A 26161-nucleotide genomic window follows, 5' to 3' on the forward strand; every position below is an offset into this window, starting at 1 on the left:
TATTTATCACCCTTATATTTGTAACTTATTATTCAAATTAACAATTTCATATGGTAAATTATGTTATAATCCATTTATACATACTTTGGAGGGTACATAGTGAAAAAAGCTATTATAGTATTAAGCATCCTATATCTTATTTTAACTGTACATACAGGAGCTGTTCTTTTAGGAAAAGAAGATTATAGAGGTGCTATCCATACATTAAAAGAAACGAAGGAAGTCTCTTCATTTCAATCTGCAAAAGACGGTGTGATTTTATTAAAAGGAACATTAACTACTACACAACCTATTACAGAGGAAAAACTTCAAAATAAAGAATTTGCACTTCTTGAAATTAATACATATAAACGACGAAAGGCAAATTGGAAAAACATTGATACCGAGCAGCATATTGCAAAGCAGCTCTTACTAAACAATGAGGCTCTTCCTACATTAAAAGAAATCCGCTTCTCAATGGAACCAATTACACTGTCAGGAAAAGATATTTCCGCCGAAGACTACACACTAAAAAAAGATGATACTCAATTAACAATTAAAGGTAAAGGATACCGATACACAGGAATAGAAAACAAATCAGACACTCTTATTTTTGGTATAAAAAACGGAGATACACTTGAAGGTTATAGTGGCTCTGAAATTCTAATAGGAAAAACAAAAGAGGACATTTCCAGCAACATGAAACTATATACTTTTGCTGAAAGATATGGTCCATTTGTTTGGATTGTAGCTACTATTATCCTTATAAGTATTGGTATATACTTGTTCCGTAAAAATAGAAAAACAAATAAAATTTCTCATCCAATAAAACAAGACCAATAAAAAAGGCACCATTTCGGTGCCTTTTTTATATTTCTTATTTACGCTTCAATCGATTGATTTTCAGCAATATTTTTAAATTGTCGTTTGTGCATCCACGTTAATGAAGCAATTGTTCCAAGTGATAATACAACGATAAAGATCATGAGTATCCCAATATTTTGCCACATGAAGTTAAAGTCTCCGCTTGATACGACTGCTTTCAATCCTGATACAGAATATGTCATCGGTAACCAAGCATTAAATGGTTGTAAATACTTCGGAATCAACTCTAGCGGGAATGTTCCAGCACTTGTTGTAAGCTGAATAATTAATGTGATGATTGCGATGAAACGCCCTGCATCACCGAATGCTGTTACTAAACATTGAATTAATGAAATAAACGCTAAGCTCGTAACAATACTAAAGAGTATAAAGTATGGAATACTTTGTACTTCTACACCTAACCAGAATAGTAATATGACATCTGCTACTATTGCTTGAATAATACCGACTGATAGTAAAACACCAAACTTACTAATAAACCAGCTGAATCCTGATTTCGGAACGCCGACTGTATCGCGTAATGGGTATACGATAGATAATAGTAATGCCCCAACGAATAAACCGAGTGATAAGAAATACGGTGTGAATCCTGTTCCGTAGTTTGGAACTTCCGCCATTTTCTCCGTCTTCACTTTTACAGGGCTTGCAAACATATCATACGTTTTATCCGTTCCTTTCACTTCACCAGTTTTCTCTGCCCCTTCGCCAAGTTTCTCAGCAAGTTCACCTGAACCATCATTTACTTTTACGAGGCCATCTGTTACTTTTCCGGATCCGTCTGTTAGTTTATTTACTCCGTCGATTAGCTGGGTTGAGCCAGTGGACATTTTATTTAGGCCACCATTTAGAGTACCTAAGCCAGTTGTTACTTGACTTGAGCCATCTGCTAATTGCGTTATTCCGCCTGTCATTTGACTTGCTCCTACAGATAATGTGCCTAAACCGCCTGTTACTTGGTTTGAGCCATCTGCCAATTGATTTATTCCGCCTGACATTTGATTTGCTCCTGCAGATAATGTGTCTAAGCCACCTGTTACTTGACCCGAGCCATCTGCTAATTGATTTATCACATCAATTAATTGACCGGATTCGTTTTTAAATTTATTTGCGCCTTCTTTTGCTGCATTTAAATTCTTACCAAATCCTTGGAAATTTTCAACAAATCCTTTTTGTCCACTGGCTAATTTCTCAATACCATCCGTTAAAGATTTCAATCCCGCTGTATTCGGTAATTTGTTTTGCGCATCACTTGTTGTTTGATGTATTTCGCCTTTTAATTGTTTTACTTCTTCATTTAATTTATTTGTTCCACCTGCTACTCCGGCAGCTTTCTGCTGAACCGTCGCTGTACTTTTTGCCGCATTTGTTATATATGGTTGTAACTGCTCTTGATATTCTTTTGGTAAACTCTCGATTTGTTTTTGTAAATTTGCAACATCTTGCGCTGCAGTTTTTGCATCCCCTGCTGTTGATTGAGCGACTTCATTTAACTGACTTATATTTTCTCCAGCACCATCTATTTTCTGATTTACCGTATTTAATATAGTAGGAACTTTCGACTGCATTTCCTCTAAGCCTGCAACAGAATTTTTCACTGTACTATTTAACTCTTGCAAACCCTTTTCAATGTTTTGAGAAACTCCCTCTAATTTACTTTGTCCTTCGGCAAGTTTTTCCATGCCAGTTGATAATTCATTCGTTCCTGTTTTTAATTCACCTGTTTTACTTACTAATGTATTCAAACCTGCCGTTACTTTCTGAGATCCATCTTGTAATTTCCCTATACCTGTCTGCATCTCACCTGTTTTACTATTTAACGTATTTAAGCCTGCTGTTACTTTCTCGGATCCATCTTGTAATTTCCCTATACCTATCTGCATCTCACCCGTTTTGCTATTTAATGTATTTAAACCTGCTGTTACTTTCTCGGATCCATCTTGTAATTTATTAGATCCATCTGCTAATTTCCCAACTCCATCTTTCATCTCTCCAGATTTCCCTTGAAGTGTATGGAGTCCATCCGTCACTTTACTTGATCCATCATGCAACTCACTAGCTCCATCATGTAACTTATTCGCTCCGTCCGCTCCATCTGCTAATCCTTTTGAGACGTCTTTAATGGAATCAAACATTTCCTCTGCATATGTTTTCGTTAACGTACTTGATACTTCACCTTTAATTTTTTCAATGGCTGTTCCGCCAATTTGTGAAGATAAGAAGTTCAAGCTTTCGTTTGGAATGTATTCTAAGTTTAATGGTTTCGGATCGTCTTTTAATAACGTTGTAGCGTTACTTGAGAAGTCATCTGGAATACGTACTAACATGTAATACTTTCTGCCTTCCATTCCCTCTTTCGCTTCTTTTTCACTTACAAATTCCCATTTGAAACTTGTATTATCTTTTAAGTTATCAACGAGCCGATACGATAAACTTAACTAAATCTATACAATTCAATCAAATTTACACAAGTTAGTGCTTCAAAGTGTTCTCGCAACCCCAAAGGGACGAGGGGTATAACACTCCACACGAGGCAGTATCGTTACCTCCTATTATCAAGCATTTATTTTACCCATCTTGATAAATTTATCGCAGCATTTACATCCCTATCGTGATGGCTATTGCACCCAACACAGTTCCATTCACGAATCTTTAAACTCCACTGTCCTTCTAGTTGAACTAAATGGTCGTATTTAACGCCGCAACATGAGCAAATCTTGCTTGAGACGAACCATTTATCAGCTTTTACATACTCGATGCCATATTTCTCACACTTGTATGACAAACATTGAAAGAAGAAGTTTAATTTTTGAAATGAAAATGCTTTCGATAGTTTTTTTGTTTTTTAACAGGTTTGAGATAGGTAAGTCTTCCACAACAATTTTCATTGGTTTGGTTTTCACCAATTTTGCTGTTGCTTGATGGATATGGTTATTTCGGATATTCGTAATTTCCCTAGATAACCGCAGGTGCTCCGCTTTAGCTTTTTCATATCCGGCAGATTGAATTTTTACACCTTTTTTAAATCTCCTAGACATATCTCTTTGCGCTGACTTTTTCCTTTTCAAAAGTTTTTTAACCTTAGCATCTTTATTTATATTTCGTTCTTTCATACCATTAGAAGCCACAAACAGCTCTTTTAAACCAACATCCACACCAATCGACTCATTGGTTAGCTCTTGTAATTCAAAGTCTTCTTGGAACCCTACACTAATCCACCAGTGACGACCATCAAATGTAACTCTTGGATTGGATGGCTTTTTGTTTCTTGGTAGTTGTTGGCTTGTTTTCACTTCTCCAATAGACTGAATATGAACTACTTTCTTTCCTATAATCAGTCTTTCATAATTGGCATAAAATCCTTGGATTAAATCTTTTTTGGATTTATAAGAAGTGTGATAACCATTTTGGTACTTTTCGAACGAATTTTTTCGCGCCTTGTCAAAATCTTTTGAAGCCTGTTTGGGAACTTGTGCGTTGATATTTTTTAACCACTCATATTGCTTTCGCTTCTTGATCTTTGTAAATCGTTTCTGTAAAGCTAACTGTGAAACAGATTTTCCAAATAGCTTATAGTATCTATCACTCATTCTTTTACAATAGTTATAAGCAAATCTTGCAGCTCCAGCATGGTTTCTAAGCACTTTTTCTTGTTCAGGCGTTGGAATCAGTCTGACTTTCTTCGCTAATATCATCAGAATTTAACTTCTTTAATGAAAGATTTGTTCTTCTGAATAGTAGCGTGTTCCACCAGCATTCTCCTGAGACTACCAGGATACAAACCTGTTAATTCCGATACTTGACTAACTCGTGAAAATTTCATTATTATTCTCACCTCATTGAACCAAACATAGAACGTACGTTCGATGAATTCAATAAAGTTTGATAGATTCAATAAAATTTATCTTGTTCAACTAAGGGCGCAATTCCTTAGCCAGTTCTCTTATGAACTTCTCATGTTTTCACATGAGCGCAGACTATATGTTTATCTACTTAGAGATAGAGGATTTTTCCACCACCATAGGCTTGTGATGTACTCTCGTCAGTTATACGAGATAGTCGTTGAACGTTCATCTTATCCATTTTGACTTAGATGATTCGAGGCGGAAGACCCATTGTTCTAGTGTTTAGGATTTAACCTTGCACCATCTGATTGATTTTTTCTGCTTTCGCGACATTCACGCTCACCATTTCTAGCCACGTTGTAGTTCAATCAGCTTTAGGGATTGCCCGCAGTTAACCCTCACTACTAGCCAATCACTTGACTAGCAGGGCTTACTGATATATTTAATTAACTTTAGTTTTAATTGGTTAAATAAATCGTAACAGTTAATTACCCTTTTCCGACCTCAATTGGTTTCCCATCAAGTTCTGCACCTTTATCTAAATTGACTACCGCAACTGGCAAGTCATCTAGCTGTTCATACGGATCCCAAAAGGCCCATAAAAACATACCCGCATATAAAATCGGTACAAATAAAACCGCAATGATTGGGATTAATATTTTTTTACTTTTTATAATCTCTGCAAATTCTTTACTAAGCAACTTATGCCATTTCATAATTTATCCCCCTTTTAAAAATGACCAAAATGTATTTTTAGTCATTTTTACCCAAATAAAAAGGCTATATCTGTTCATACATATGCCTTATCCCCGAATTTATACTATGCACATTTTCATCTACATGATTATATTTAACCATCCTCCTTATACGATTGACCAATTTGTTCAATTAGTCATTTTTTATAATATTAAAAGGATTATCTTAATTTGACAATCCTTTTAGTAAATAAAGTTCGAATAATTCCGATATTTTTTCTTTTTCTAACGGTTCATGATTTTTTTCCCAATCAAAAATAAGCGATACGTATAGGCGAAGCATAATAAACGCTGTAATTTCTGGATCACATTTGCTAATTTCACCCTTTTCAATCGCAATTTCTAAATACGATTGAATAACAGAAACGATTTCCACATCTACTTGTTGCATCACTTCTTGTACTTCTTTCGTTCCCATATCGCGCTCTTCTTGAATTAATTTAATCATGAGCTGATGTTCTTTTCTAAATTCTAATATGCTATATAATGCTCTATGTACATTTTCAAAAAATGAAATATCTGAACGAATCGCATTTTCTGCAACTTGCTTCATCTCTGTAATTAAATTAGAAATAATTTCACCAAATAGCTCTTCTTTATTTTTGAAAAAAGTATAAATCGTTCCTTTTCCTACATTCGCTAACTTCGCAACTTGATCCATCGTCGTCGCCTTATAACCGAACGCTGAAAAAGACTTTGTTGCAGCTTCAATAATAGAACGTTTTCGATCTATCGCCACATCGTCACCTCCAAAAATGACCAATTGGATAATATAGTCAATCAGTACATCTTTGATATTACCACACGCTTACATTCTATACAAGTTCTCTTTTTTATTATTTCCAGTATGAAAAATTCCAGTCAAGTTATATCATACTGTCCATAGTGTATCAAAAAGTATACTTGTATGGAAAGCAAGAATATATTCATAATAATTGCTGGCTAAATCACACTAAAAATCTAATTAAATAGACAGTGTTCTTAAAACCAAAAGTTTAAGAACACTGTCTTTTATTTTGACATAGAAAGTAATATTTTCTCCATCTCTTTCTTAGTTAGCTCATCATCGATTATCTCTTCGTATATCTTTGTACCTCTTGTAAAAATATCATTCACTATAACAATTTGATACTCACTATTCTTACCTTGTGCTGGTACAAACATTTTGACACCTTTTAACTTACCCTCTCCATGAGAAGATTTATTATAGACCATTCCTTTCCCGTCTAAACTATAACTTTCTAGATTATCTTCTCCAGGCATCATGTAGTGTAGTGGATCCTTATTACCACCTACATACATTCTTGACTGATAAATTGTAAAACCATATTTCCCTTTTGTATATTCTGATTTAATAACTAATTCTACATCTCTTCCAAAATATGAGTCAGCCCATTCTCTTTTTAACTCATAACCTTCAGTTATATAAGTCGGCTGCTTAATTTGAAATGGTACATGATCTTTCGCTTCTTCCACAGTATATGTTAAAGACTTCTCCACCTTTTCCGAAAGTGGAATTAATTTCTTCTCAATAATAGCTAGTCTTTCTTGATCCGTTTTATTCAAGCGTTCACGTTTAAATTCCTTTGTATCTCCATCATAATTCTCAGGCACTTTTTTCTTAACCATTGCTTTTTTATGAATTTCTTTAGCTTCCTTAAATAATTGAATATATTGTTCAAATTCTTCTTTTGTAAAATTCTTTTCTGCCAAATACAAAAAATCTGTATCCCTTTTATATGACTTTATTGACATACCCCATTCTCTACTTGCATTCTCTGGTGTACCTAATACTGTTTCTATCGCTTTTTCAAATGCTGCTTTAGATTGCTTTTTTTCTACAACCTTTTCTTTCTGTCTTTCATCTCCCTCAGTTATCGTTGCATTCAATAAGAATCCCCCTGCTATAGCTGCTATAGCAATGATTCCAAGTAAAGAAAGACGATACGATTTCTTTTGGAACTTTTTAATCATAACGATTCTCCTTTTTAATGTTCGTTTATTTCTACTTAAATTTGCTAGGCTTGGTGCTTGATAGGAATAATGTTCTAAAAGCGTAATAATTGTATGACCGTATGCAATTTGCTCCTCTTTATCTATAAAAGTAAGCGCATATGCATCACAGGCTAATTCTTGATCTTCTCGCATACAGAAATAGGCATACCAAAGAATCGGATTGAACCAATTTAATAGGAGCAAACTGTACATAATCCAATTTACAGCTACGTCGTTTCTCTTAATATGAGCTAACTCATGGTAAAAGACATATTGTAATTGTTGCTCATTTAATACTTTCATATGTTTTTTTGATAGTAATACTTTCGGACGAAAGAAACTGAAAACAGTTGGGCTCGCAATCTTTCCTGCTAGACGTAATGAAACTGCCTTCTTCATTTTCATAGACCGCTTACAGCGATTAAACACTGTAACGACCTGTTCATCCGTAATATCCGCTTGTTTCTTTATGTAAGAATATAAACGTCTATTTGTAATAAACGTTATGACTGCTAATACGATTACCCCAGCTAGCCAAACATATAGAGCAAGTTTGTATAAAGAAAATGTAGTCTGTTGTTCCGCACTCGCGTTTACTTCAGGTTCACCATTTTTTGTCACAGTTTCAGAATTTGATTCCAATTCCACTGTATGATTGGTTTCTATGTTCACTATACTCTCAGTAGGCGGCATATTTTTTGGAATAACTTCCGATACACTAGAACTATAGGAAAGTAATGAATAAATACTATAAGAGCTATCTGGTGACCACGGTAAAAGAAGTCGTATCATTAGTACGATCCACAGCATATATTGCCACCGGGGCGTTAATTTATTTCTAAATAGTACTTTTATACATAAAATAAATCCAACTAATATGCTAGCCATAAGTGACGTTTCTATAAGCCAATCAAATAAATGAGGAAGGTATACATTTATAAGCGTGTCTATCATTGTTATCTATCCTTCCTCTTGTTCTCCTCTGTCTTCTCATCTAAAATGCGTTTCAGTTCATTAATATCTTCTGAAGACAATTTTTCCTCTTTTAAAAAATTAACAAGTAATGGCTTAAACGCTGCGCCGCAAAAACGCTTTAGCAAAGATTTTGTTTCAACTTGCAAATAATTATCTTGTGATACTAACGGATAATAAGCATACATACGCCCTTTATCTTGATGATAAGAAACGGCTTCCTTTTGTACTAACCGATTAATTAATGTACGGATTGTTTTCGGTTTCCAGTCCATTTCATCTTCTAGTACTTCTATAATTTCATTCGCTGTTTGTGGAGAGTTAGACCAAAGCACTTTCATAATTTCTAATTCCGCTTCAGATATTTTAGGTAATTGATTTGTCATAGTATATTTCACTCCTTAGTATTACATTTGTAATCTACAATTAAGATTACAAATGTAATACTAAATTGTCAACCATATTTTAGAAAATATAATTTCCGTTAAACCTTACTTAACGACAACGAAATTCCCTTTTTTCAAATAATCAAATAAAAAAACAAGAAAATCTTTACATTTAATAGTAATATAGAAAATAGACAAGTTTATCAAAATAGTGGAGGCTTTTTCAGTCATGATGCGTGCGCTTCGTTTAAATATAAAGCAAGCTTTTTGTAGTCGTATTTCTTTAATTATTATGTTTAGTGGATTCGTTCTTATTTGTATTTATCACTATTACTATGTAATTCGTTATTTAGGAGACGCAGCGAGTGGACCTATTTCAACAGATATAAAATGGATCGGATTTCGCGACAATGAAATGGATGTTTATTTATTATTAATGCCAGTTATTGCGAGTTTCCCCTTTAGTACAAGTTACAATTCGGATAAGTCAGATGGTTTTAAACCGTTTGTGAGTAAGGGAATTTCTATATTTCCTTATTCATTAATGAAATATATCGTTACGTTTTTTTGCGGAGGATTTCTTTATACATTTCCATTCATCTTATCGTTATTATTTTGCAAATTAACCATTCCAGACGGAACACCTACGATTGGTTCAGGCATCATAAATGCTGATGGAATGTTCGCAAACCTATATTTCGATGCGCCTCTCACTTACATTACTGTATATATCGGAATTAATTTTTTATTTGCAGGTTTAATGGCTCTTTTAGGACTTGCTGCATCTGTATGGTCACAAAAGGACTATATGGCAATTCTCTTTCCATTTGCAGTTGCCTCCATTCCTTACGTCCTGCTAAATACAATATTCCCTTCAATAGGCGGAGCACCTATTCATTTATATGATCCGAAACAACCATTGCAAGGCATGTCACCGTACATTTTAACGATGCAATGTGCTTTCTTCCTTCTCGTTAGCTTATTTATGTATATACAAGGAGTAAAGCGGGATAGAAAAAAATATAGAAGAAGACTGCAAAAAAGAGATCGGTGTAGAAAAGCGTTTCAAGCAATTTCGGACTAAATAATTGAACGAATAAGAGCGTAATTCCCTAAGTTAGCTTAGAGAATTACGCTCTTATTATCATTTACATTTATCAATCTTATATTTTCAATACTCATATAATCCTCTCCCCTTTACGGCGTACCTGCCAATCCCCATAAAATAACGATCGCCGCAAAATAAATCGCTTTAATACCTACAACTGAACATAATAAAATAATTGCATATTTACTTAATTCTCTTCTTGCACCGATTAAAGTAAAAATAACCGCCAAACTAAACGTTATATAGGAAGTTGCGGTATTTATTAAGTAATACATACTATCTAGATTCTGTGTAAGCCCTGTTATATCGGCTACAAATTGAAGCATGACGATTATGCTAAAAAAAATTGCAAGCTGATTCATTAATTTCCCGTTTATTCGGGCTACCATATGTCTACACCTCCCCGCATTGAAGAATGAATATTCAATCTATTTTATCATAAGAATTCCTAATAATGTAAAAGAACGCTTAGTATATTTCTAAGCGTTCTTTCTCGACTATTTAAGAAGCCTTCTTCAAATCAATTTGAACAAGTACTGGATCGTGGTCACTTACACGTCCATGTTCTTTCATAATGTTTGAGTTTAAGTGTACTGGGTCTACAATTGTGTGCGGTGCGATGTTATTCGTTACTAAAATATGATCTAGCACTTGTGCGTTACCTTCATGAATGTACGTGTAGCGGTTCTCTTTCGGCACTGTGTTTAACATATCTTTTAATATCGTTCCCTCTAGTGCTTCTAAAGGTTTAGAGAATTCAAAGTCATTCATATCACCTAATACAACAACTGGTGCATTTGTATTCTTTTCTTGAATACCTTGTACGAAATGATTCACTTCTTGTGCTAATTGAACTCGTTTTTCTTCACTCTTTAATACGAGCGGCTGCACTTTTCCAAATGGCGTTGCATCTCCTAGTTTTGAGTTTAAGTGATTTGAAATGACAACAACGTTTTGTCCTTGGAATGTAAATTCTGCCGCTAACGGTTTACGTGTACTTTCAAATAAAGGATTTTCGTCTCCAATACGAACTACATTTTTATCTAGTAACTTCGGTACTGTCGCTAATTTCACACGAGATGGGTTATAGAAGAAACCGACGCGAATATTCGCTCCAGGTGCCCCGCCGTCTTGATTGTTGTTCGGCGCAATTTCTACATACTCATACTTCGGTCCACGAATTTCTAATACAGCATCAATGATACGTTTTGCGCTTAAAGATGCATCAGTCGTACCGTCATTGATTGCTCCATTATTATCTTGCATCTCTTGTACACCGATAATATCAGGCATTTTTAAATTATATTTAATAGAATAAGCTAACGCTTTCACTTTTTCATCTGTTGTTTCTTTTTTGTTCGCTGAGAAGTTTTCAATGTTATATGTAGCAACTGTTAACTTATCAAGACGCGGCTGAATATTTGCCCCTACTTGCTTAAATCCGCCGTCCACTACAGATGGTAATTCCGTTACTGGCGAAATGCGGAACGAACCGTAGTCATATCCTACTACGCCTGTTATATCTCCAGTGAACGTATCGCCTACTTTCGCGACATAATCACGAGGTACTTTTACAGAAAGGCGCTCTGGATTTAATTGCTCTTTATCTAATAAAGGTGTACCATACTTCGTTACTACTTTATCTCCGCCATTTTTTACTGTTACATATAAATTACCGTTTTTCTGCGGAGCGATAATTTTTGGTGTTGGCATCGTAACGCGCATACCTTCTACACTTTCATAAAAGTCGATTGCATCTTCATTTGGATCAAATAGACCGAATGCATCATTATCGATAATTTGATCAGGGATTTTCACACCGTTTTCTCCTAATACAATCGGCGCTGGTAAAGGTTGATCTTTTGCGATTACAGCAACGCGACTCGCCTTAATTTCCGTCGTCGTTAAGTCTGTTTCAAATCGCTCTGCATATCCAGGTCCAACATATTCTTCTACTTCTCCATCAACTTGGACAAGATCTCCTACTGCTACATTCGCATCTTTTTTGTATACGTAAATACCTTCAGAAGTAGCTGGATCATTATCCGACTGATTATCTTCTATATAAAAACCATTTTTATCAAGCGCTGTGACAACGCCCTCCACATTGTTTAATTTCTTCCCATTGTAAGGAGAAATATGTGATTTCCCTTGAATATCATGAATACGAACTGGTTCATTATTTACGATAATAAATGAAAATGTTGAAATCGCTGAAGAAGTAAGCCCTTCTTTCTCTGCAATTGCTTTAATCACACTATTTTCATTCACTACAATTTGTCTGTTATAACGAACACTCTTGTTTGTAGGATTAGAGCCATCTAACGTATAGTAGATTGTTGCTCCTTCTGTATTCGTTGTTAATGTTACTGCTGTTCCTTTTGCAACTTCCCCACCATTTGGTGATGCCACTACATCGCTAACGCGGTTTTGTTCTTCTCCTTGAAACTTATGAGCTGTTACTGATTTTAAACCTGGGCTACCGAAATATAACTCAAGCGTCCCTGTCAACCTAACTTTCTTCCCGATATTTTCAGGATGATCTTTCACGTTTACAGCCGTCCTCACATCACCTTTTGGCAATTGAACAGGCATGATCTTGTCTGGATTTGTTTCGTTTGGCGAATCGGCAATTGCCACGTTTGTGTCGTCAAACTTAGCCGGATCTTTCGTGTATTTAGAAGGACTTTGCGTATACCCAACGATATATCCTTCCACTATCCCCTTCGTTTTCCCTTGCTGCTTAAATACTTGAATTGCTTTCTCTACTGACATAGAAGTAGTTTCTTCCGCCTGCGCTAAAGTTCCAGTAAATGAAAGCAATAGCAATAATGATAAAAAGACACTTAATAATTTCTTCACAGCCATTTCCCTCTCCCTATTTCATATTTTCTCAACATTTCTATCATATCAAATGATTCGTTATATAGAACTATATTTCGACAAGTTTTACACAAAATTTATTTAATTTACAAGTTTTCAAACTATAATACAAAATAACTTATATAGCTTTATTGACTAAAGGTATTTTATCCAATAAACAAAACGCCTTCAATATAATTGAAGGCGTTTTGTTTGAAATATTTTAATGTGCGACTAATTTAGTCTCCATTACTTTCTCTAAATGAAATAACACACGTTTCGCCGCTAACTCACCTTGCTCAATACAAGCTGGAAGACCAGAACCAGCGTAAGAACTACCTGCCAAATACACACCTGGCAATTCTTCCTCCATAAATGTTGTGAGCTTTTTCATTCGCTCTTTATGGCCTACTGTATATTGAGGCATCGCTTCTTTCCAGCGGCTTACAATTGTAAACTCTGGATCCTCTGTAATATCCATTGTCTTTTGTAAGTCTTCGAGTACGAGCTGCACAATTTCTTCGTCAGTTTGTTCAACAATCGCTTCATCACCTGGGCGTCCGACGTAACAGCGAAGAAGCGTTTTTCCTTCTGGCGTTGTATGTGGCCATTTTTTATGTGTCCACGTACACGCTGTAATTGTATAATCACTATTTCTTGATACGACAAATCCGGTACCATCAATATCACGCTGAATTGCAGACTTTGGGAAAGCAAGTGCCACGTTTGCAACTGATGTAGACGGAATGTTACGGAAGAAACGAAACTGCTTATACTGCGCAAACATAGATGGCAATACTTTATGCGGCGTCGCAACTACAATCGCGTCTACTTCCATTTCTTTTCCGTTACTAAGCGTAATCGTATAACTATCACCAAGTTTTGCAACCTTTTCGATACGAGTTCCCTTCATTACCATATCATTAGGAATCTTCGTTTCAAGAGATTCTACTATAGATTCTAAACCGGTTTTCACAGTTTTAAATATTCCTTTTTTCAATTCAGCCTTCTCTTGCTTTGGAGCTAGCGTACGCATACCGAGTGAAATACTACGGTGCTCCTGTTCAATTTGATAAATTTGAGGGAATGTTGACATTAAACTCATTTCATCAATATCCCCTGCATAAATACCAGATAATAATGGCTCAATTAAATTTTCAACGACTTCATTTCCAAGGCGATGCCTGAAAAACTGCCCGAGTGATTGATCAGAAACTGGTTTTGATCTAGGCATTAATAAGTCAAAACCAGCTCTTAGTTTACCAATTGGGGAGAACAATCCGGAAAATAGAAACGGCGTAATTTGCGTTGGAATTCCCATCATTGAACCGCTCGGCATTTTATGTAACCGATTGTTTACGAGAACGAACGATTGACCAGCCTTATTATTTACAAGTTCAGCATCAAGTCCTAATTCTTTCACTAATTTAGCTGCGCTCTCTTTTCTTGCTAAGAAAGAATCAGGACCGCGTTCAATTGTAAATCCATCTTTTTGAACGGTTTGAATTTTCCCGCCAAGTTTACCAGACGCTTCTATAAGCAATGCATCTATCGGCAAGTTTTTTTCACGAATTTCTTTTTGTAAGTTATACATTGTTGTCAATCCTGTGATGCCACCGCCGATGATCACAACTTTTTTCCTCAAGTAAGCTCCCCCTTTCTACTTACATTACAGATTCTTTTTTCTTTAATACAACATCTGCTAAACAGTCGATAAATGCGTCCGATGCGTTTGGCATTTCTGGACGATAATATTTCGCGCCAATTTCATCCGTTACCACTTTACACTCAAAGTCATTGTCATATAAAACTTCTAAATGTTCCGCAACAAATCCAACTGGTGCATATACGAATGAATTGTAGCCGTACTTTTCATTTAATTCTCTCGTTAAATCTTGTACATCTGGACCAATCCAAGGATCTGGTGTATTTCCGGCACTTTGCCAGCCAACTGCATAATTTGCTACTTCAGCACCACGTGCAATATAGTCAGCTGTTTCGTTTAATTGATCCGGGTATGGATCGCCGAGTGCGATAATTTTTTCTGGTAAGCTATGTGCAGATACGATTAACACTGCTTTTTCACGTTCTGCTTCTGACATACCGTTATATATACCTTTCACTGCATCGACCCAATACTGAATAAATTTCGGTTCTTTATACCAGCTATCGATGCCGTGAATTGTTAAGTTTCCAAGTTTTTCTGCTTCTTCTTGCGCTCGTCCTACATAAGACTTCACGCTAAAAGTAGAATAGTGAGGGGCAAGAACGAGTGCAATTGCATCTTCTATTCCATCTTTATGCATAGCTTGTACTGCATCTTCAATGAACGGTTCAATATGTTTTAAACCAAGATACATGTGGTACTCTACTTCATCTTGTATTTCATTTAAACGTGTCTCTAACTTTTTAGCTTGCTCTAATGTAATAGTAGCTAAAGGAGAAATACCACCAATTGCACGGTAACGCTCTGTTAAATCTTCTAGCATTTCAGGACTTGGCTTTCTTCCTCTGCGAATATGTGTATAGTAACGTTCAATATCTTCTTCTTTATATGGCGTTCCGTATGCCATTACAAGCAAACCAATTTTCTTTTTCATACAGACAATCTCCTTTACTTCGCTAACTGTTCTTTAGAGTACTCATGAATAAATGTAGTTAAGCGTTTTAATGTATCTGGATTTACTTCTGGGAATACGCCGTGACCTAAGTTAAAGATATAACCTGGCTGCTTCATCCCTTGATCTAAAATACCTTTTACATGTTCTTCAATAACAGGCCAAGGTGCTAATAAGAATGAAGGATCCATATTTCCTTGTACCGCCTTGTGAACACCACGTGCGCGTGCTTCTTCAATCGGTAAGCGCCAATCTAAACCTACTACATCAAGCGGTAAGTCGTGCCATTCATTCACTAAATGTGCAGCACCTACGCCGTGCATAATCATTGGAACACCCATCGGGCGAACTTCTGCAAAAATACGCTCCATCGCTGGTTTAATAAATATACGGTAATCCGCTACATTTACTGCTCCAACCCAAGAATCGAAAATTTGAACCGCTTTTACTCCTGCGTTAATTTGCGCTTTTAAATATGTAATAACCATATCTGCAAGCTTATCCATTAAAGCGAACCAAGCTTTCGGCTCTGCATACATAAACGCTTTCGTATTATGATAGTTACGAGAAGGACCGCCTTCAATCATATAGCTCGCTAACGTAAATGGAGCTCCTGAAAAACCGATTAACGGTACATCTAACATTTCTGTCGTTAATAAACGAATTGTATCTAGTATGTAAGGTACGTCATCTTCTGGATTGATTTCCCCTAATTTTTCTACGTCTTGTAAAGAACGGATTGGACTATCGATAACTGGACCAATGCCAGATTTAATTTCCACATCAACACCAATTGCAGGTAGTGGTGACATTATATCTTTATAAAGAATTGCTGCGTCTACGTTATATTGATCAACTGGCAACTTTGTAACGTAAGCGCACAACTCTGGATTATGTGTAATTTCAAATAAAGAATATTTCTCTTTTATCTTTCTATATTCCGGCTGTGAACGACCTGCTTGACGCATATACCATGCTGGTACATACTCTGTACGTTCCCCCCTACATGCTTTTAAAAATGTCTCATTTATAGTTCTTACCAAGACCCTAGCTCCCTTCCTTACCAATGCTTTTTCTTTAAATATGCTCTATTCCGATATTTATCTTTTTTTACTATACAGCTTGTAAAAACAAAATGCATAACATTATGTACGTTGTTCATTAAATTGACACAAACGTTCGTAAAAACGTTTACTATTTTCACAACATTCTTATTATAGCACAGAGAAAAACTACGGTTTAGCTACTTTTGACTTTTCTCCTTCACGGTTCGTTTGTGTGTTATATGGTACAACGTAAAAACTTGGTTTTGAGAATATATTAATAAACTTCTCCTCATATTTCCCCGTTCCTTTTGCCGTTCCAACGTGAGTATGAATTCCTTTTTCAACTTTATAAATCCGATACATAATTCGCTCATCAGGAAGCGGCGTCCAGCTTAGTTTCATTGCAAATAAACCGAAAGGACTAAATGCTAGTTTTGCTTCCACGTTTTGAATCTTATCTAAACGAATTGGCAGTCCAATTGTTTCAACACCTTTTGGCCTATGAAAACTCGCTTTATCTTGTATATTTGCTTTCGTTAAAATCTTTTTAAATAACATCGTTGCAGATGCATTTCCATCTTGTAATTGATGCTCTTTATCGGTGCGGTCATAGCCAATCCAAACTGCACCTACTAAATTCGGTGTATATCCAACGAACCACATATCACGCGCACCATTGTCATCATTCGGCAATGAAGTTGTGCCTGTTTTTCCAGCTAAAGCTCCATTATATACGCCAGCTTTCGCCGTACCTTCTTTCACAACTCCTTCAAGCATCTTTGTCATATACCATGCCGTTTGCTTCGAAAAGACTTTCGTTTCAGCTTTTGATGATTCTCCAATGACCGCCCCGTGTCTATTTAATACTTTATCGATAACGTGCGGTTCGATAATATTCCCGTTTGCTAAAAAAGATCGGTACATTTTGACAAGATCAAATGGAGACACACCATTTTTCAGCCCGCCAAGTGCTGTGCTTAAACCTGAGTCTGCAATATGAACATTCCCTTTCTCTAAATATTGCTTTCCCTCATCTACCCCTAATTCATTTAATAAAGATACAGCTGGCACATTTGCTGATTCTAATACCGCATCGTACATCGTCATCTCTTTCGTATACTCATGATTATAATTTCGAGGTTCATAACCTTCAAACGAACTTTTTTCATTCGTTAATAAAGAATATGGATTATATTTCTTCGTCTCAAGTGCAGGTCCATATACGATAAGCGGCTTTAAAACAGAACCAGGCTGCCGCTTTGCAAAAACGCGATTAAGCCCTCTCGGAACATACTCTCTTCCGCCAATCGCGGCTTTAATTCCGCCAGTCTGATTATCCATTAATAAAAATGCACCTTGCGCCCCGCTTTCTTTACCAGGGAAATTTCTCGCATCTTGAAACTGGTTATATGCTACCTTTTGAACTTTTTCATCCATCGGTACGACAAACGTATATCCTCCGCGCAGTACTTCTTGATGCGATAAACCATATAAACGCGCCGCTTCATCTATAACCATATCGATATACGGCATATATGCGAGTTCACGTTCATCTGAATTTTTATAAAGAGCGATTGTTTTCCCTTGGTAACGAACACTATCTTCCGCTGTTAAATAGCCTTGTTTATGCATAAGTGACAAAACAAGATCACGGCGCCCTTTACTCTTTTCTAGGGATAAGTACGGTGAATAGCCATTTGGCGCTTTCGGAAGCCCTGCAAGCATAGCTCCCTCTTCCACTGTTAAATCTTCTACATTTTTATTAAAATACAACTTTGCTGCCGCTTGAATACCATATGCCCCATGACCGAAATAAATATGGTTCATATACATTTCAAGAATTTGCTGCTTCGTATATTTTTGCTCTAATTGAAGAGAAATTGCGACCTCTTTCAATTTACGCGTAAATGTTTTTTCGCGAGTTAAAAAGACATTTTTAGCTAGTTGCTGCGTAATCGTACTACCGCCTTCTACCTTCTCTCCAGCTAACGCGTCTTTATAAAGCGCCCGAAATATAGAAGGGTAATCAATTCCTTGATGCTCATAAAAACGAGAATCTTCCACAGCAATAAATGCTTGCTGCACGTACTTTGGAATTTCTTCAATCGGCACGAGCTCTCTATTTTCTACATATAACTTCGTAATTTCTTTTCCTTTCTGGTCAACGATACGTGATGAAGAGTGGAAAACAAGCTGCTTTTCATCCATCATATAGCCACCAGTTAACACAATAAGTTTATAGAGTACAATCGCTACTACGAACGTTGCTACCCCGCCTAATAAAGTCCACTTTGCTTTCTTCATACATCGGCCTTCTTTCCAAATGATGGTACATTTATTATTTGAAAAAGAAGTATCTTTATGTATATAATCTTCGAAGTTTTTTAAGAGAATTGATATAATAGAGACAAACCATAAAGGGGGCATTAAAATGAAGGCTATTATTTCATACGAAACACCTCTAGAACAAGCACATTTCACTGCAAAAAATAACGAAAAAGATATGTTTTATAAAGAAAATACTGAAGAATCTGTAGAATCGACACTTCAGTATGACGTATTAGACGCTGTTGGAGAATTTAAAGGACAATCTGGCTACATCGTTTGTAACAACATTTCTGTAACAGACGAAGGTCGCCCTGTATTTGAAAACCGTTTTAAAAACCGTGCTGGTCTAATCGAAAATGAGCCTGGCTTCCAAGCAATCCGTGTTCTTCGCCCATTAAGTAATGATACATATGTCATCTTAACGATGTGGGAAACTGAGCAAAACTTTAAAGACTGGACAGAATCACGTTCATTCGAAAACGCTCATAAAAAACGCCCTGCACAAGCAGAGGGACAAGCTCAGGCTCAGGCGCATCCACATGCAGAACAACAAAAAAGCATTTTCTCGCGCCCGTCGTTCGTGACTACTTTTGATGTGTTAGTTTAAGTTTCTGAGTTTAGAGACCTCGGTACATGAAATTATATTAGCGATTTTTCGAATATATCGACTTATCGACAAATGACGACACACAAAAAGGAAACACCATTACACGGTGTTTCCTTTTTCTTTGTACCAATTATATATGCGAAGCGCGTCTTCTTTTCGCATATGCTTCACTTCATAACCATGTCCCGCCACCGCTACAGCAGCTGTACATAACTCATCTTTCTTTTGAAAATGCGACTGATTATATCCTACTACTTGAACATGCCTTCTTCGCATGATCCCTGTATATTTCGCGAGACCTCGGTGCACCATTACTAACTGATTGTCTCGTATCATATATCCACCACTTTTATATCTAGCGTATGCAAGTATTGTAAATACAATAAATAGCGGTATAAGAACGAACAACGCAGTATGTTGTTTAAAATATATACTCGCACCAGCGATTGGCACAGCGAGCACAGCACTTGTAATCCAGCCCATTACGACGTAACGGCGTAATGCAGCCTTCGGTAAATGAACGATTTCCTCTTCTATTTCATATGGCAACTGTAAATAGGCAAGTAGCTGCTGTACATCTTTTTTCTTCATAAAAGGATGTAACATCACTTCATTCCCTGCCGCTTCTATACTTTGAATGACTTCCACTTCGACAGAGCAATAACCGAAAGGCTGGCGGAGAATTCCTTCTTTCACAGTAATTGCTTGAATGCGGTGGAGCTTTAAGACAAACTCTTTCTTATCAAATAACCCTTGCACAATACGAATTTCATTTCTGTTTCGCTCTATTTTAAAGTTCGCATATTTTAGCGCATAACCAGCTGTCGAAACGACCCACGAAACCGCCATTAAAATCGCGGCCATAACGATTAATTCATATACACCGTTATCCATCACATACGCTTCCACTTTATTTATGAGCCATTCTGGAAGAAATTGATTAAACTCTGTGTAAATAAGAAGTAATCCAGAAAACACTAATCCGAATCTACCAGACGTAATGGAAGCTACTAAAATCTCTTTCATCGTTAACTGATAAATCGTCTTACTTTCTTCTGCCATGGGTACTTCTTCACTCGCAGCGCTTCTTTTTTTATTTAATAAGGCAATCAGTTCCTTCGCTTCATCTTCTTTAATACCAGCTAACATCACTTCCGGCTCACTACCGCCGCCCGCTACTTCTATATTTAATTTCGTAAGCCCAAGCATTTGATAAATGACATTAGAAGATGTACTAATGTTTTGCACACGGTCTTTATTTAAATAACTTTCCTTCTTCACAAAAACACCGTGTTTAATATGTACAATATTATTTACAACCCAGTATACTTTGAAATACCATTTTACAGCTGAAAAAATAGCCATAATAAATAATACAAACAAAAGAACAAGATGTAAGAAATACCAAGGTTTTACTTCACCATCTGAACGAAATAAAACAAGAAAAATAAAAGGCAACAAAGTCGCAATTCGAATACCTAACAATATCGTGATCGGATGTTGCCTCTTATACACCCTCATCACTCACTTTCGCAAGCTCTCCAATTTGTCTTTTCAGCTGCTCTGCTTCTTCTTTCGTTAAGCCTGGAATACTATGAGAAGTTGCCGCTGTTGAAATATGTAATTCTGCTAAATTATACTTTCTCATAATCGGTCCTTGCTCAATCGTTACGTGCTGCACACGAATCATCGGAATAAGTACGCGCTTCACAACGAACATTCCCTTTTGAATCTCAATCTCTTCTTCATTTAATCTGTAACTATAATAACGTTGACGTAAATTTGGAAATACAAAATAGTCGAGTGGTACGTATATAACTGCTCCTGTCACTAACAATCCAAACAACCAGCCCCACCAGTTAAAGTTAATCATAAAAAAGAAATACGCAATTACGACTGCTAGTATAACCGCCGCCCCAATTAAAGCATGAATTCTCCACACTTTCAGCATATTAGAATGAATCTCCCTCTCTAACGGCTGCATCTCATCACTCCAATTATATGAATTTATTAATTATATATTAGTTGTTATATACAGTTTTGTAAAATTATAGTTCCTTACATTGTGTCGAGCATTTCTTTAAAATTCCCTTCATTAATGGAATACACCTGAAACTGAATGTAATCTATCTCATTCGTATTAGGGCGAGCGTATGGCAAAATGTTAAATTTAGAAGCAGTTCTTCCTAACATATCTATAATCATTAGAGAAACGTCAATATATTCGAAGTCTACACGGAATACTACTGCTTCTCCCGTAAATTCATACTCTTTAATCGTATCATAAGACTTATTCGCACTTATAAGCGTCACTTTTAATAGTTGGTTTAAATTTTCTGGCTTGAAATTAATCATTTATACAACTCCTTTTTAATAAAACACTATGAAAATAGTGTAATCTTTTACTTTCATAGCCTCACACATTCATTATATTAAAAATAAAGCTAGTTTTTTATAATTTTTTTGATATAATTACTTACGGGAAACGGGAAGACATTTATCTTCCCTTGTGTTTTTATTTGCATCTAGTACTTTTGCTAGATGCTTTTTTTTATGCTAAAAAGGTACCCTCAAATACTTTGAGGATACCTTTTTCATCAATTTAGTGCATTTCAACAATTGTACCATCTTCGAACACCTTGAATACTCCAGTAAATCCTGCTCCAGCTGCACCTTCTATTTTATATGTCGTACGCACTCTAATTTGATAATATTTCTTTCCATTTTCTACTTGCGTATCCTCTAGCGTGTAATTATATTCTTCTTTATATTCTTTTTTGATATATTCTTTAGCTTTCTCAAAAGTAAATGCATCTTGATTCTTTTCTATCTCTACTTTTTGGTTCTTTTCTGTTACTACCTTCTGATTCTTTTCTGTCTCTGTTTTTTGGTTCTTTTCTGTTACTGCCTTTTGATTTTTTTCTGTCTCTGCCTTTTGATTTTTTTCTGTCTCTGCCTTTTGACTCGTTACTGCATCATTTTTTTGTGCCTTCGCTGCTGTCGTTACACTCTTTGCAGTTTTTTCCTCTTCACCAATTTTAGTGATTAATCCTAAAGCCTTTTTATTATATTCTTCAAGGTTCTTGTTATCTTTTGTTTCTGAAACTAGCTTATTTAATATCTCTTTCGCTTCTGTATAATTTTTCTTACTTATTAACTCTTCACTTTTTGCCAGTTGCTCGCTATAATTCTTTTTTTGTTCTAAGATCGCTACTAATGCTGTTCGTTCTTCCTTTGCTTGTTTTATAAGCGCATTACTTCCATTCTTCATGCTCTCTACTTTTTCAAATGACTTGATCGATTCTTCTACCTTTGTTTCTTCTTTTAACTTCACTGCTTCAATCATTACTTTCGTTTGTTCTACAAGCACTTTTGCATCTGCATCATCTTTTTTCTCATCTAGTGCTCGTTCAAATGATGATAAAGCATTTTTATATTCTTTATTCGTTAACGCGGTCTTCCCTTCATCCATTGCTTTGTCAAAATCCCCATTACTACATCCAGCTAGCATTAAAAACGTAAGTCCAATTACCGCTAATAACTTTCTCATTTTCTCTCCCCCTATATATAACTAAAACAATAACATCATATGTATAAAAGTCTGTGTAGTAATTAGACTGAAAGTAACTATGTACTGTACATTTCATTTACTATCATTACTTAAAACTCCTAAATAGTTGGTAGTTGGTTTTCTTCTTCTTTTAAGACAGAAAGGAATTTTAATAAAGCCCTTACTCAGAATCTTTACTACACACACTCTTATACACATAGAAAAATCATTTTTCGTTTATAGTTTGCTATTTCTTCAGCTTTAAACATTCTCAGCTAATTGGAATACAAACTATAATCTGTAACATACCGAAAAACAACAGAAAACAAACCGTAACAAAAGTCACGATTCGTAACTCTCTTGTAACACAAATGTAACATAAGGTTTTTAAACATACAATAGTTTTTTTTACATTATTTTCCCCCTCTACATTTTAAGATCCAATAAGATTCCAACCCTAATTTCATCTCCCACCTACTATTGGACTATCGCTCTTCAAACGCTTTAAGAACGGGACTTATTTCCTAAATCATTAAAATTAATTACATAGATTGCTCTTTTTTCAACAAAACACTACGAAAACGTATAAACTTTTCCTTCCATACCTTTACACATCAAATATATATAATAAAGCTAGTTTTTATACTTTTTTTGAAATAAGCACATTCGTGAAGCGGGAAGACATTTATCTTCCCTTGTGTTTTTTATTTGCAGCTAATTCTTTTGCTAGATGCTTTTTTTATGCCAAATAAAGATAAAAAAGGTATCCTCAAATACTTTGAGGATACCTTTTCACTTTTATTATCTTTGCTGTTTTCTACCTAATACGAGTAATCCAAAACTCATCATTACAAGAAGTGCTCCCATATATGGTTCCACAGGCATTTTCTGCCCTGTCTTCGGTAATTCTTTTTCAGGTTTCTCTGGATTCGTTGTTCCAGGTTTCTCTGGATCTGTTGTTCCAGGCTTCTCTGGATCTGTTGTTTCCGGTTTTTCTGGATCTGTTGTTCCAGGCTTCTCTGGATCTGTTGTTTCCGGTTTTTCTGGATCTGTTGTTCCAGGCTTCTCTGGATCTGTTGTTTCCGGTTTTTCTGGATCTGGTTTTTCCGGTTTCTCTGGATCTGGTTTTTCTGGACCTGGTGGTGCTAAATGACTCAATTCGTTTAATACTTCTAATTGAACTGAATTTATCATTCCTTTTGTGATTTCAAATGGAATTGGATTAGTTAATTTTTCATATCCTTTTGGTGCTTCTACTTCTACAAGTGTATAGTTACCTACAGATAGATCTGAGACTTTTGCTTTTCCTTCTTTATCTGTTGTTACTCTCGCTACTACTTTACCTTTTTCATCATGAACTTCAAACACAGCTCCTGATAATATATTCTTGCTTTCAGCAGCCATTTTTGTAATTTCCACTGAACCTTTATCTAACTGTTCATTCTCTACTTTCAATGATAAAACTTTCGTCATACCTTTTGTAATTTCGAATGATACTGGTTCTGTTAATTTTTTGTATCCTGGTAAGTTTTCCTTCTCTACTAATTTGTACTTTCCTACAGATAAATCTGAAATTGTTGCTTTTCCTTCTTTATCTGTCGTTACTTCTGTTACTACTTTGCCTTGCTCATCTTGCACTTCGAAGACTACGCCTACTAATGCTTTTTGACTGTCTTTATCTACTTTTGTAATTTCTACTGAACCTTTATCTAACTGCTCATTCTCCACTTTCAACGATAGGACTTCTGTCATACCTTTTGTAATTTCAAATGATACTGGTTCTGTTAACTTCTTGTAACCTGGTAAGCTTTCTTTCTCTACTAATTTGTACTTTCCTACAGATAAATCTGAAATTGTCGCTTTTCCTTCTTTATCTGTCGTTACTTCTGTTACTACTTTGCCTTGCTCATCTTGCACTTCAAAAACTACGCCTGCTAATGCTTTTTGGCTCTCTTTATCTACTTTTGTAATTTCTACATTTCCCTTGTCTAACATTTCGTTTTCTACTGTTAAAGTAAGAGATTTTGTCATACCTTTTTCAATTTGGAAAGTAATAGGATCTACTAATTGCTTATATCCTTTTGGTGCATTTACCTCTACCAACTTGTATGTTCCAACTGATAAATTAGTAACCTGTGCGTGCCCTTTTTTATCTGTCGTTATTTTAGCGACTACTTGTCCTGCTTCGTCTTGAATCTCAAATACGGCATCAGCTAAAGCATCTTTATTTTCTTTGTCTACTTTTGTAATTTCTACATTTCCTGTATCCACTAATTCATTTTCTACAGTTAATTGTAATGCTGTAACTCTACCTTTTTCAATTTCGAATGAAATTGGTTTTTCTAGCGGTTTGTATCCTGCTGGTGTTTCTACTTCTACCAACTCATACTTTCCAATAGATAAATCTGAAACATTTGCTTTTCCATCTTTATCCGTTGTTACTTTAGTAACTACTTTACCTTTTGAATCACGTACTTCAAATACGATACCTTCTAATGGTGCTTTACTATCTTTGTCTATTTTTGTGATTTCAACATTCCCCGTATCCACCATTTCGTTTTCTACAGTGAACCCTAGAGATTTTGTCATACCTTTTTTAATTTCAAATGGTACCGGCTTTTCTAATTTTTTGTATCCTGGTAAGCTCTCTACTTCTACCAGCTTGTACTTTCCTACAGATAAGTCTGAAACGTTTGCTTTTCCTTCCTTATCTGTTGTTACTCTTGTTACTACTTTGCCAGTTTCGTCTTGAACTTCGAAGACTACACCTGCTAACGATACCTTATTATCTTTATCTATCTTCGTTATCTCTACATTTCCCGTATCTACCATTTCATTTTCTATTTTTAATGATAGAACTTCTGTCATACCTTTTGTAATTTCAAATGATACTGGTTCTGCTAACTTTTTGTAACCTGGTAAGCTTTCTTTCTCTACTAATTTGTACTTTCCTACAGATAAGTCTGAAACGTTTGCTTTTCCTTCCTTATCTGTTGTTACTTTTGTTACTACTTTGCCAATTTCGTCTTGTACTTCAAAGACTACGCCCGCTAATACTTTTTGGCTGTCTTTATCTACTTTTGTAATTTCTACTGAGCCTTTATCTAACTGCTCATTTTCTACTTTCATTGATAGGACTGTCGTCATACCTTTTTTAATTTCGAATGATACTGGTTCTGTTAATTTTTTGTATCCTGGTAAGCCTGCTTTTTCTACTAATTTGTACTT

The 26161-nt window shown here is 35.6% G+C and carries 17 protein-coding genes and 3 pseudogenes; 3 read left to right on the plus strand and 17 right to left on the minus strand.

The features are described 5' to 3' along the window. Positions 1-99: 99 nt before the first annotated feature. Entirely contained in the window at positions 100-822 is a 723-nt protein-coding gene (locus tag AC0IXC_RS20275; RefSeq protein WP_471653200.1) for a hypothetical protein, read from the plus strand. Between the two features lie 38 nt (positions 823-860). Here the strand turns inward: AC0IXC_RS20275 and AC0IXC_RS20280 are convergent. From AC0IXC_RS20280 to AC0IXC_RS20305, 6 genes and pseudogenes are all read right to left on the minus strand, one after another. Next, positions 861-3281, minus strand: a pseudogene (locus AC0IXC_RS20280) (YhgE/Pip family protein); the annotation flags it as partial. Positions 3282-3424: 143 nt separating this feature from the next. Next, positions 3425-4556 (minus strand): annotated as a pseudogene (locus AC0IXC_RS20285) (RNA-guided endonuclease InsQ/TnpB family protein). Between the two features lie 641 nt (positions 4557-5197). Further along, positions 5198-5422: pseudogene (locus AC0IXC_RS20290) on the minus strand (YhgE/Pip domain-containing protein); the annotation flags it as partial. A gap of 205 nt (positions 5423-5627) precedes the next feature. Beyond that, on the minus strand, positions 5628-6200 hold the full coding sequence (locus AC0IXC_RS20295; protein WP_000963368.1) for a TetR/AcrR family transcriptional regulator: 573 nt from the start codon (positions 6198-6200) through the stop codon (positions 5628-5630). A gap of 272 nt (positions 6201-6472) precedes the next feature. Then, entirely contained in the window at positions 6473-8410 is a 1938-nt protein-coding gene (locus tag AC0IXC_RS20300; protein ID WP_471653201.1) for a M56 family metallopeptidase, read from the minus strand. A 2-nt stretch (positions 8411-8412) separates the two neighbouring features. Beyond that, the gene (locus AC0IXC_RS20305) at positions 8413-8814 is read right to left on the minus strand and encodes a BlaI/MecI/CopY family transcriptional regulator (RefSeq protein ID WP_064476877.1); all 402 of its coding nucleotides are present in this window, start codon (positions 8812-8814) and stop codon (positions 8413-8415) included. A gap of 229 nt (positions 8815-9043) precedes the next feature. On the opposite strand from AC0IXC_RS20305, the gene AC0IXC_RS20310 reads away from it, so the two are divergent. Further along, positions 9044-9898, plus strand: coding sequence for a hypothetical protein (locus tag AC0IXC_RS20310; protein ID WP_078204856.1), 855 nt, complete (start codon positions 9044-9046; stop codon positions 9896-9898). A gap of 113 nt (positions 9899-10011) precedes the next feature. Here the strand turns inward: AC0IXC_RS20310 and AC0IXC_RS20315 are convergent, their stop codons facing one another. The 6 genes from AC0IXC_RS20315 to AC0IXC_RS20340 all read right to left on the minus strand — a co-directional run bounded on the left by AC0IXC_RS20315 (position 10012) and on the right by AC0IXC_RS20340 (position 18752). Further along, a complete protein-coding gene (locus AC0IXC_RS20315) occupies positions 10012-10311 on the minus strand; it encodes a hypothetical protein (RefSeq protein ID WP_033708875.1) in 300 nt (99 codons plus the stop codon). Positions 10312-10423: 112 nt separating this feature from the next. After that, complete coding sequence (locus AC0IXC_RS20320; RefSeq protein WP_341086455.1) at positions 10424-12790, minus strand: DUF6359 domain-containing protein; 2367 nt, start codon at positions 12788-12790, stop codon at positions 10424-10426. 217 nt (positions 12791-13007) lie between these two features. Further along, positions 13008-14429: a protoporphyrinogen oxidase gene (hemY, locus tag AC0IXC_RS20325; RefSeq protein WP_002166194.1), complete on the minus strand. Its 1422-nt coding sequence runs from the start codon at positions 14427-14429 to the stop codon at positions 13008-13010. Between the two features lie 19 nt (positions 14430-14448). After that, a complete protein-coding gene (gene hemH / locus AC0IXC_RS20330; RefSeq protein WP_002030249.1) occupies positions 14449-15384 on the minus strand; it encodes a ferrochelatase in 936 nt (311 codons plus the stop codon). A gap of 14 nt (positions 15385-15398) precedes the next feature. Then, positions 15399-16445 (minus strand): uroporphyrinogen decarboxylase, encoded by a 1047-nt coding sequence (gene hemE, locus AC0IXC_RS20335; RefSeq protein WP_002011155.1) that lies wholly within the window; start codon positions 16443-16445, stop codon positions 15399-15401. A gap of 189 nt (positions 16446-16634) precedes the next feature. Then, positions 16635-18752, minus strand: coding sequence for a transglycosylase domain-containing protein (locus AC0IXC_RS20340; RefSeq protein WP_305927165.1), 2118 nt, complete (start codon positions 18750-18752; stop codon positions 16635-16637). 127 nt (positions 18753-18879) lie between these two features. Between AC0IXC_RS20340 and hmoB the strand changes: the two genes are divergently transcribed. After that, positions 18880-19383, plus strand: a complete 504-nt coding sequence (gene hmoB, locus AC0IXC_RS20345; protein ID WP_002011151.1) for a heme-degrading monooxygenase HmoB — start codon at positions 18880-18882, stop codon at positions 19381-19383. 99 nt (positions 19384-19482) lie between these two features. Here the strand turns inward: hmoB and AC0IXC_RS20350 are convergent, their stop codons facing one another. From AC0IXC_RS20350 to AC0IXC_RS20370, 5 genes are all read right to left on the minus strand, one after another. After that, positions 19483-20898 (minus strand): PH domain-containing protein, encoded by a 1416-nt coding sequence (locus AC0IXC_RS20350; RefSeq protein WP_033708876.1) that lies wholly within the window; start codon positions 20896-20898, stop codon positions 19483-19485. Further along, the gene (locus AC0IXC_RS20355; RefSeq protein ID WP_002140736.1) at positions 20891-21367 is read right to left on the minus strand and encodes a PH domain-containing protein; all 477 of its coding nucleotides are present in this window, start codon (positions 21365-21367) and stop codon (positions 20891-20893) included. Before AC0IXC_RS20355 ends, AC0IXC_RS20350 begins: the two co-directional genes overlap by 8 nt. Positions 21368-21441: 74 nt before the next feature. Further along, the gene (locus AC0IXC_RS20360; RefSeq protein ID WP_201051441.1) at positions 21442-21738 is read right to left on the minus strand and encodes a protoporphyrinogen oxidase; all 297 of its coding nucleotides are present in this window, start codon (positions 21736-21738) and stop codon (positions 21442-21444) included. A 247-nt stretch (positions 21739-21985) separates the two neighbouring features. Next, a complete protein-coding gene (locus tag AC0IXC_RS20365) occupies positions 21986-22933 on the minus strand; it encodes a hypothetical protein (protein ID WP_471653202.1) in 948 nt (315 codons plus the stop codon). Between the two features lie 801 nt (positions 22934-23734). Continuing rightward, positions 23735-26161 (minus strand): MSCRAMM family protein (locus AC0IXC_RS20370; RefSeq protein ID WP_471653203.1); only part of this gene is annotated, 2427 nt, incomplete at its 5' end.

It is taken from the genome of Bacillus sp. AC266 (assembly GCF_979253805.1).

Coding starts and splice junctions, on each gene's coding strand:
- hmoB (WP_002011151.1), top strand. CDS start 18,880: ATGAAGGCTATTATTTCATACGAAACACCTCTAGAACAAGCACATTTC.
- AC0IXC_RS20315 (WP_033708875.1), bottom strand. CDS start 10,311: ATGGTAGCCCGAATAAACGGGAAATTAATGAATCAGCTTGCAATTTTT.
- AC0IXC_RS20305 (WP_064476877.1), bottom strand. CDS start 8,814: ATGACAAATCAATTACCTAAAATATCTGAAGCGGAATTAGAAATTATG.
- AC0IXC_RS20320 (WP_341086455.1), bottom strand. CDS start 12,790: ATGGCTGTGAAGAAATTATTAAGTGTCTTTTTATCATTATTGCTATTG.
- AC0IXC_RS20360 (WP_201051441.1), bottom strand. CDS start 21,738: ATGATTAATTTCAAGCCAGAAAATTTAAACCAACTATTAAAAGTGACG.
- AC0IXC_RS20365 (WP_471653202.1), bottom strand. CDS start 22,933: ATGAGAAAGTTATTAGCGGTAATTGGACTTACGTTTTTAATGCTAGCT.
- AC0IXC_RS20355 (WP_002140736.1), bottom strand. CDS start 21,367: ATGCAGCCGTTAGAGAGGGAGATTCATTCTAATATGCTGAAAGTGTGG.
- AC0IXC_RS20340 (WP_305927165.1), bottom strand. CDS start 18,752: ATGAAGAAAGCAAAGTGGACTTTATTAGGCGGGGTAGCAACGTTCGTA.
- hemH (WP_002030249.1), bottom strand. CDS start 15,384: ATGAAAAAGAAAATTGGTTTGCTTGTAATGGCATACGGAACGCCATAT.
- AC0IXC_RS20310 (WP_078204856.1), top strand. CDS start 9,044: ATGATGCGTGCGCTTCGTTTAAATATAAAGCAAGCTTTTTGTAGTCGT.
- AC0IXC_RS20300 (WP_471653201.1), bottom strand. CDS start 8,410: ATGATAGACACGCTTATAAATGTATACCTTCCTCATTTATTTGATTGG.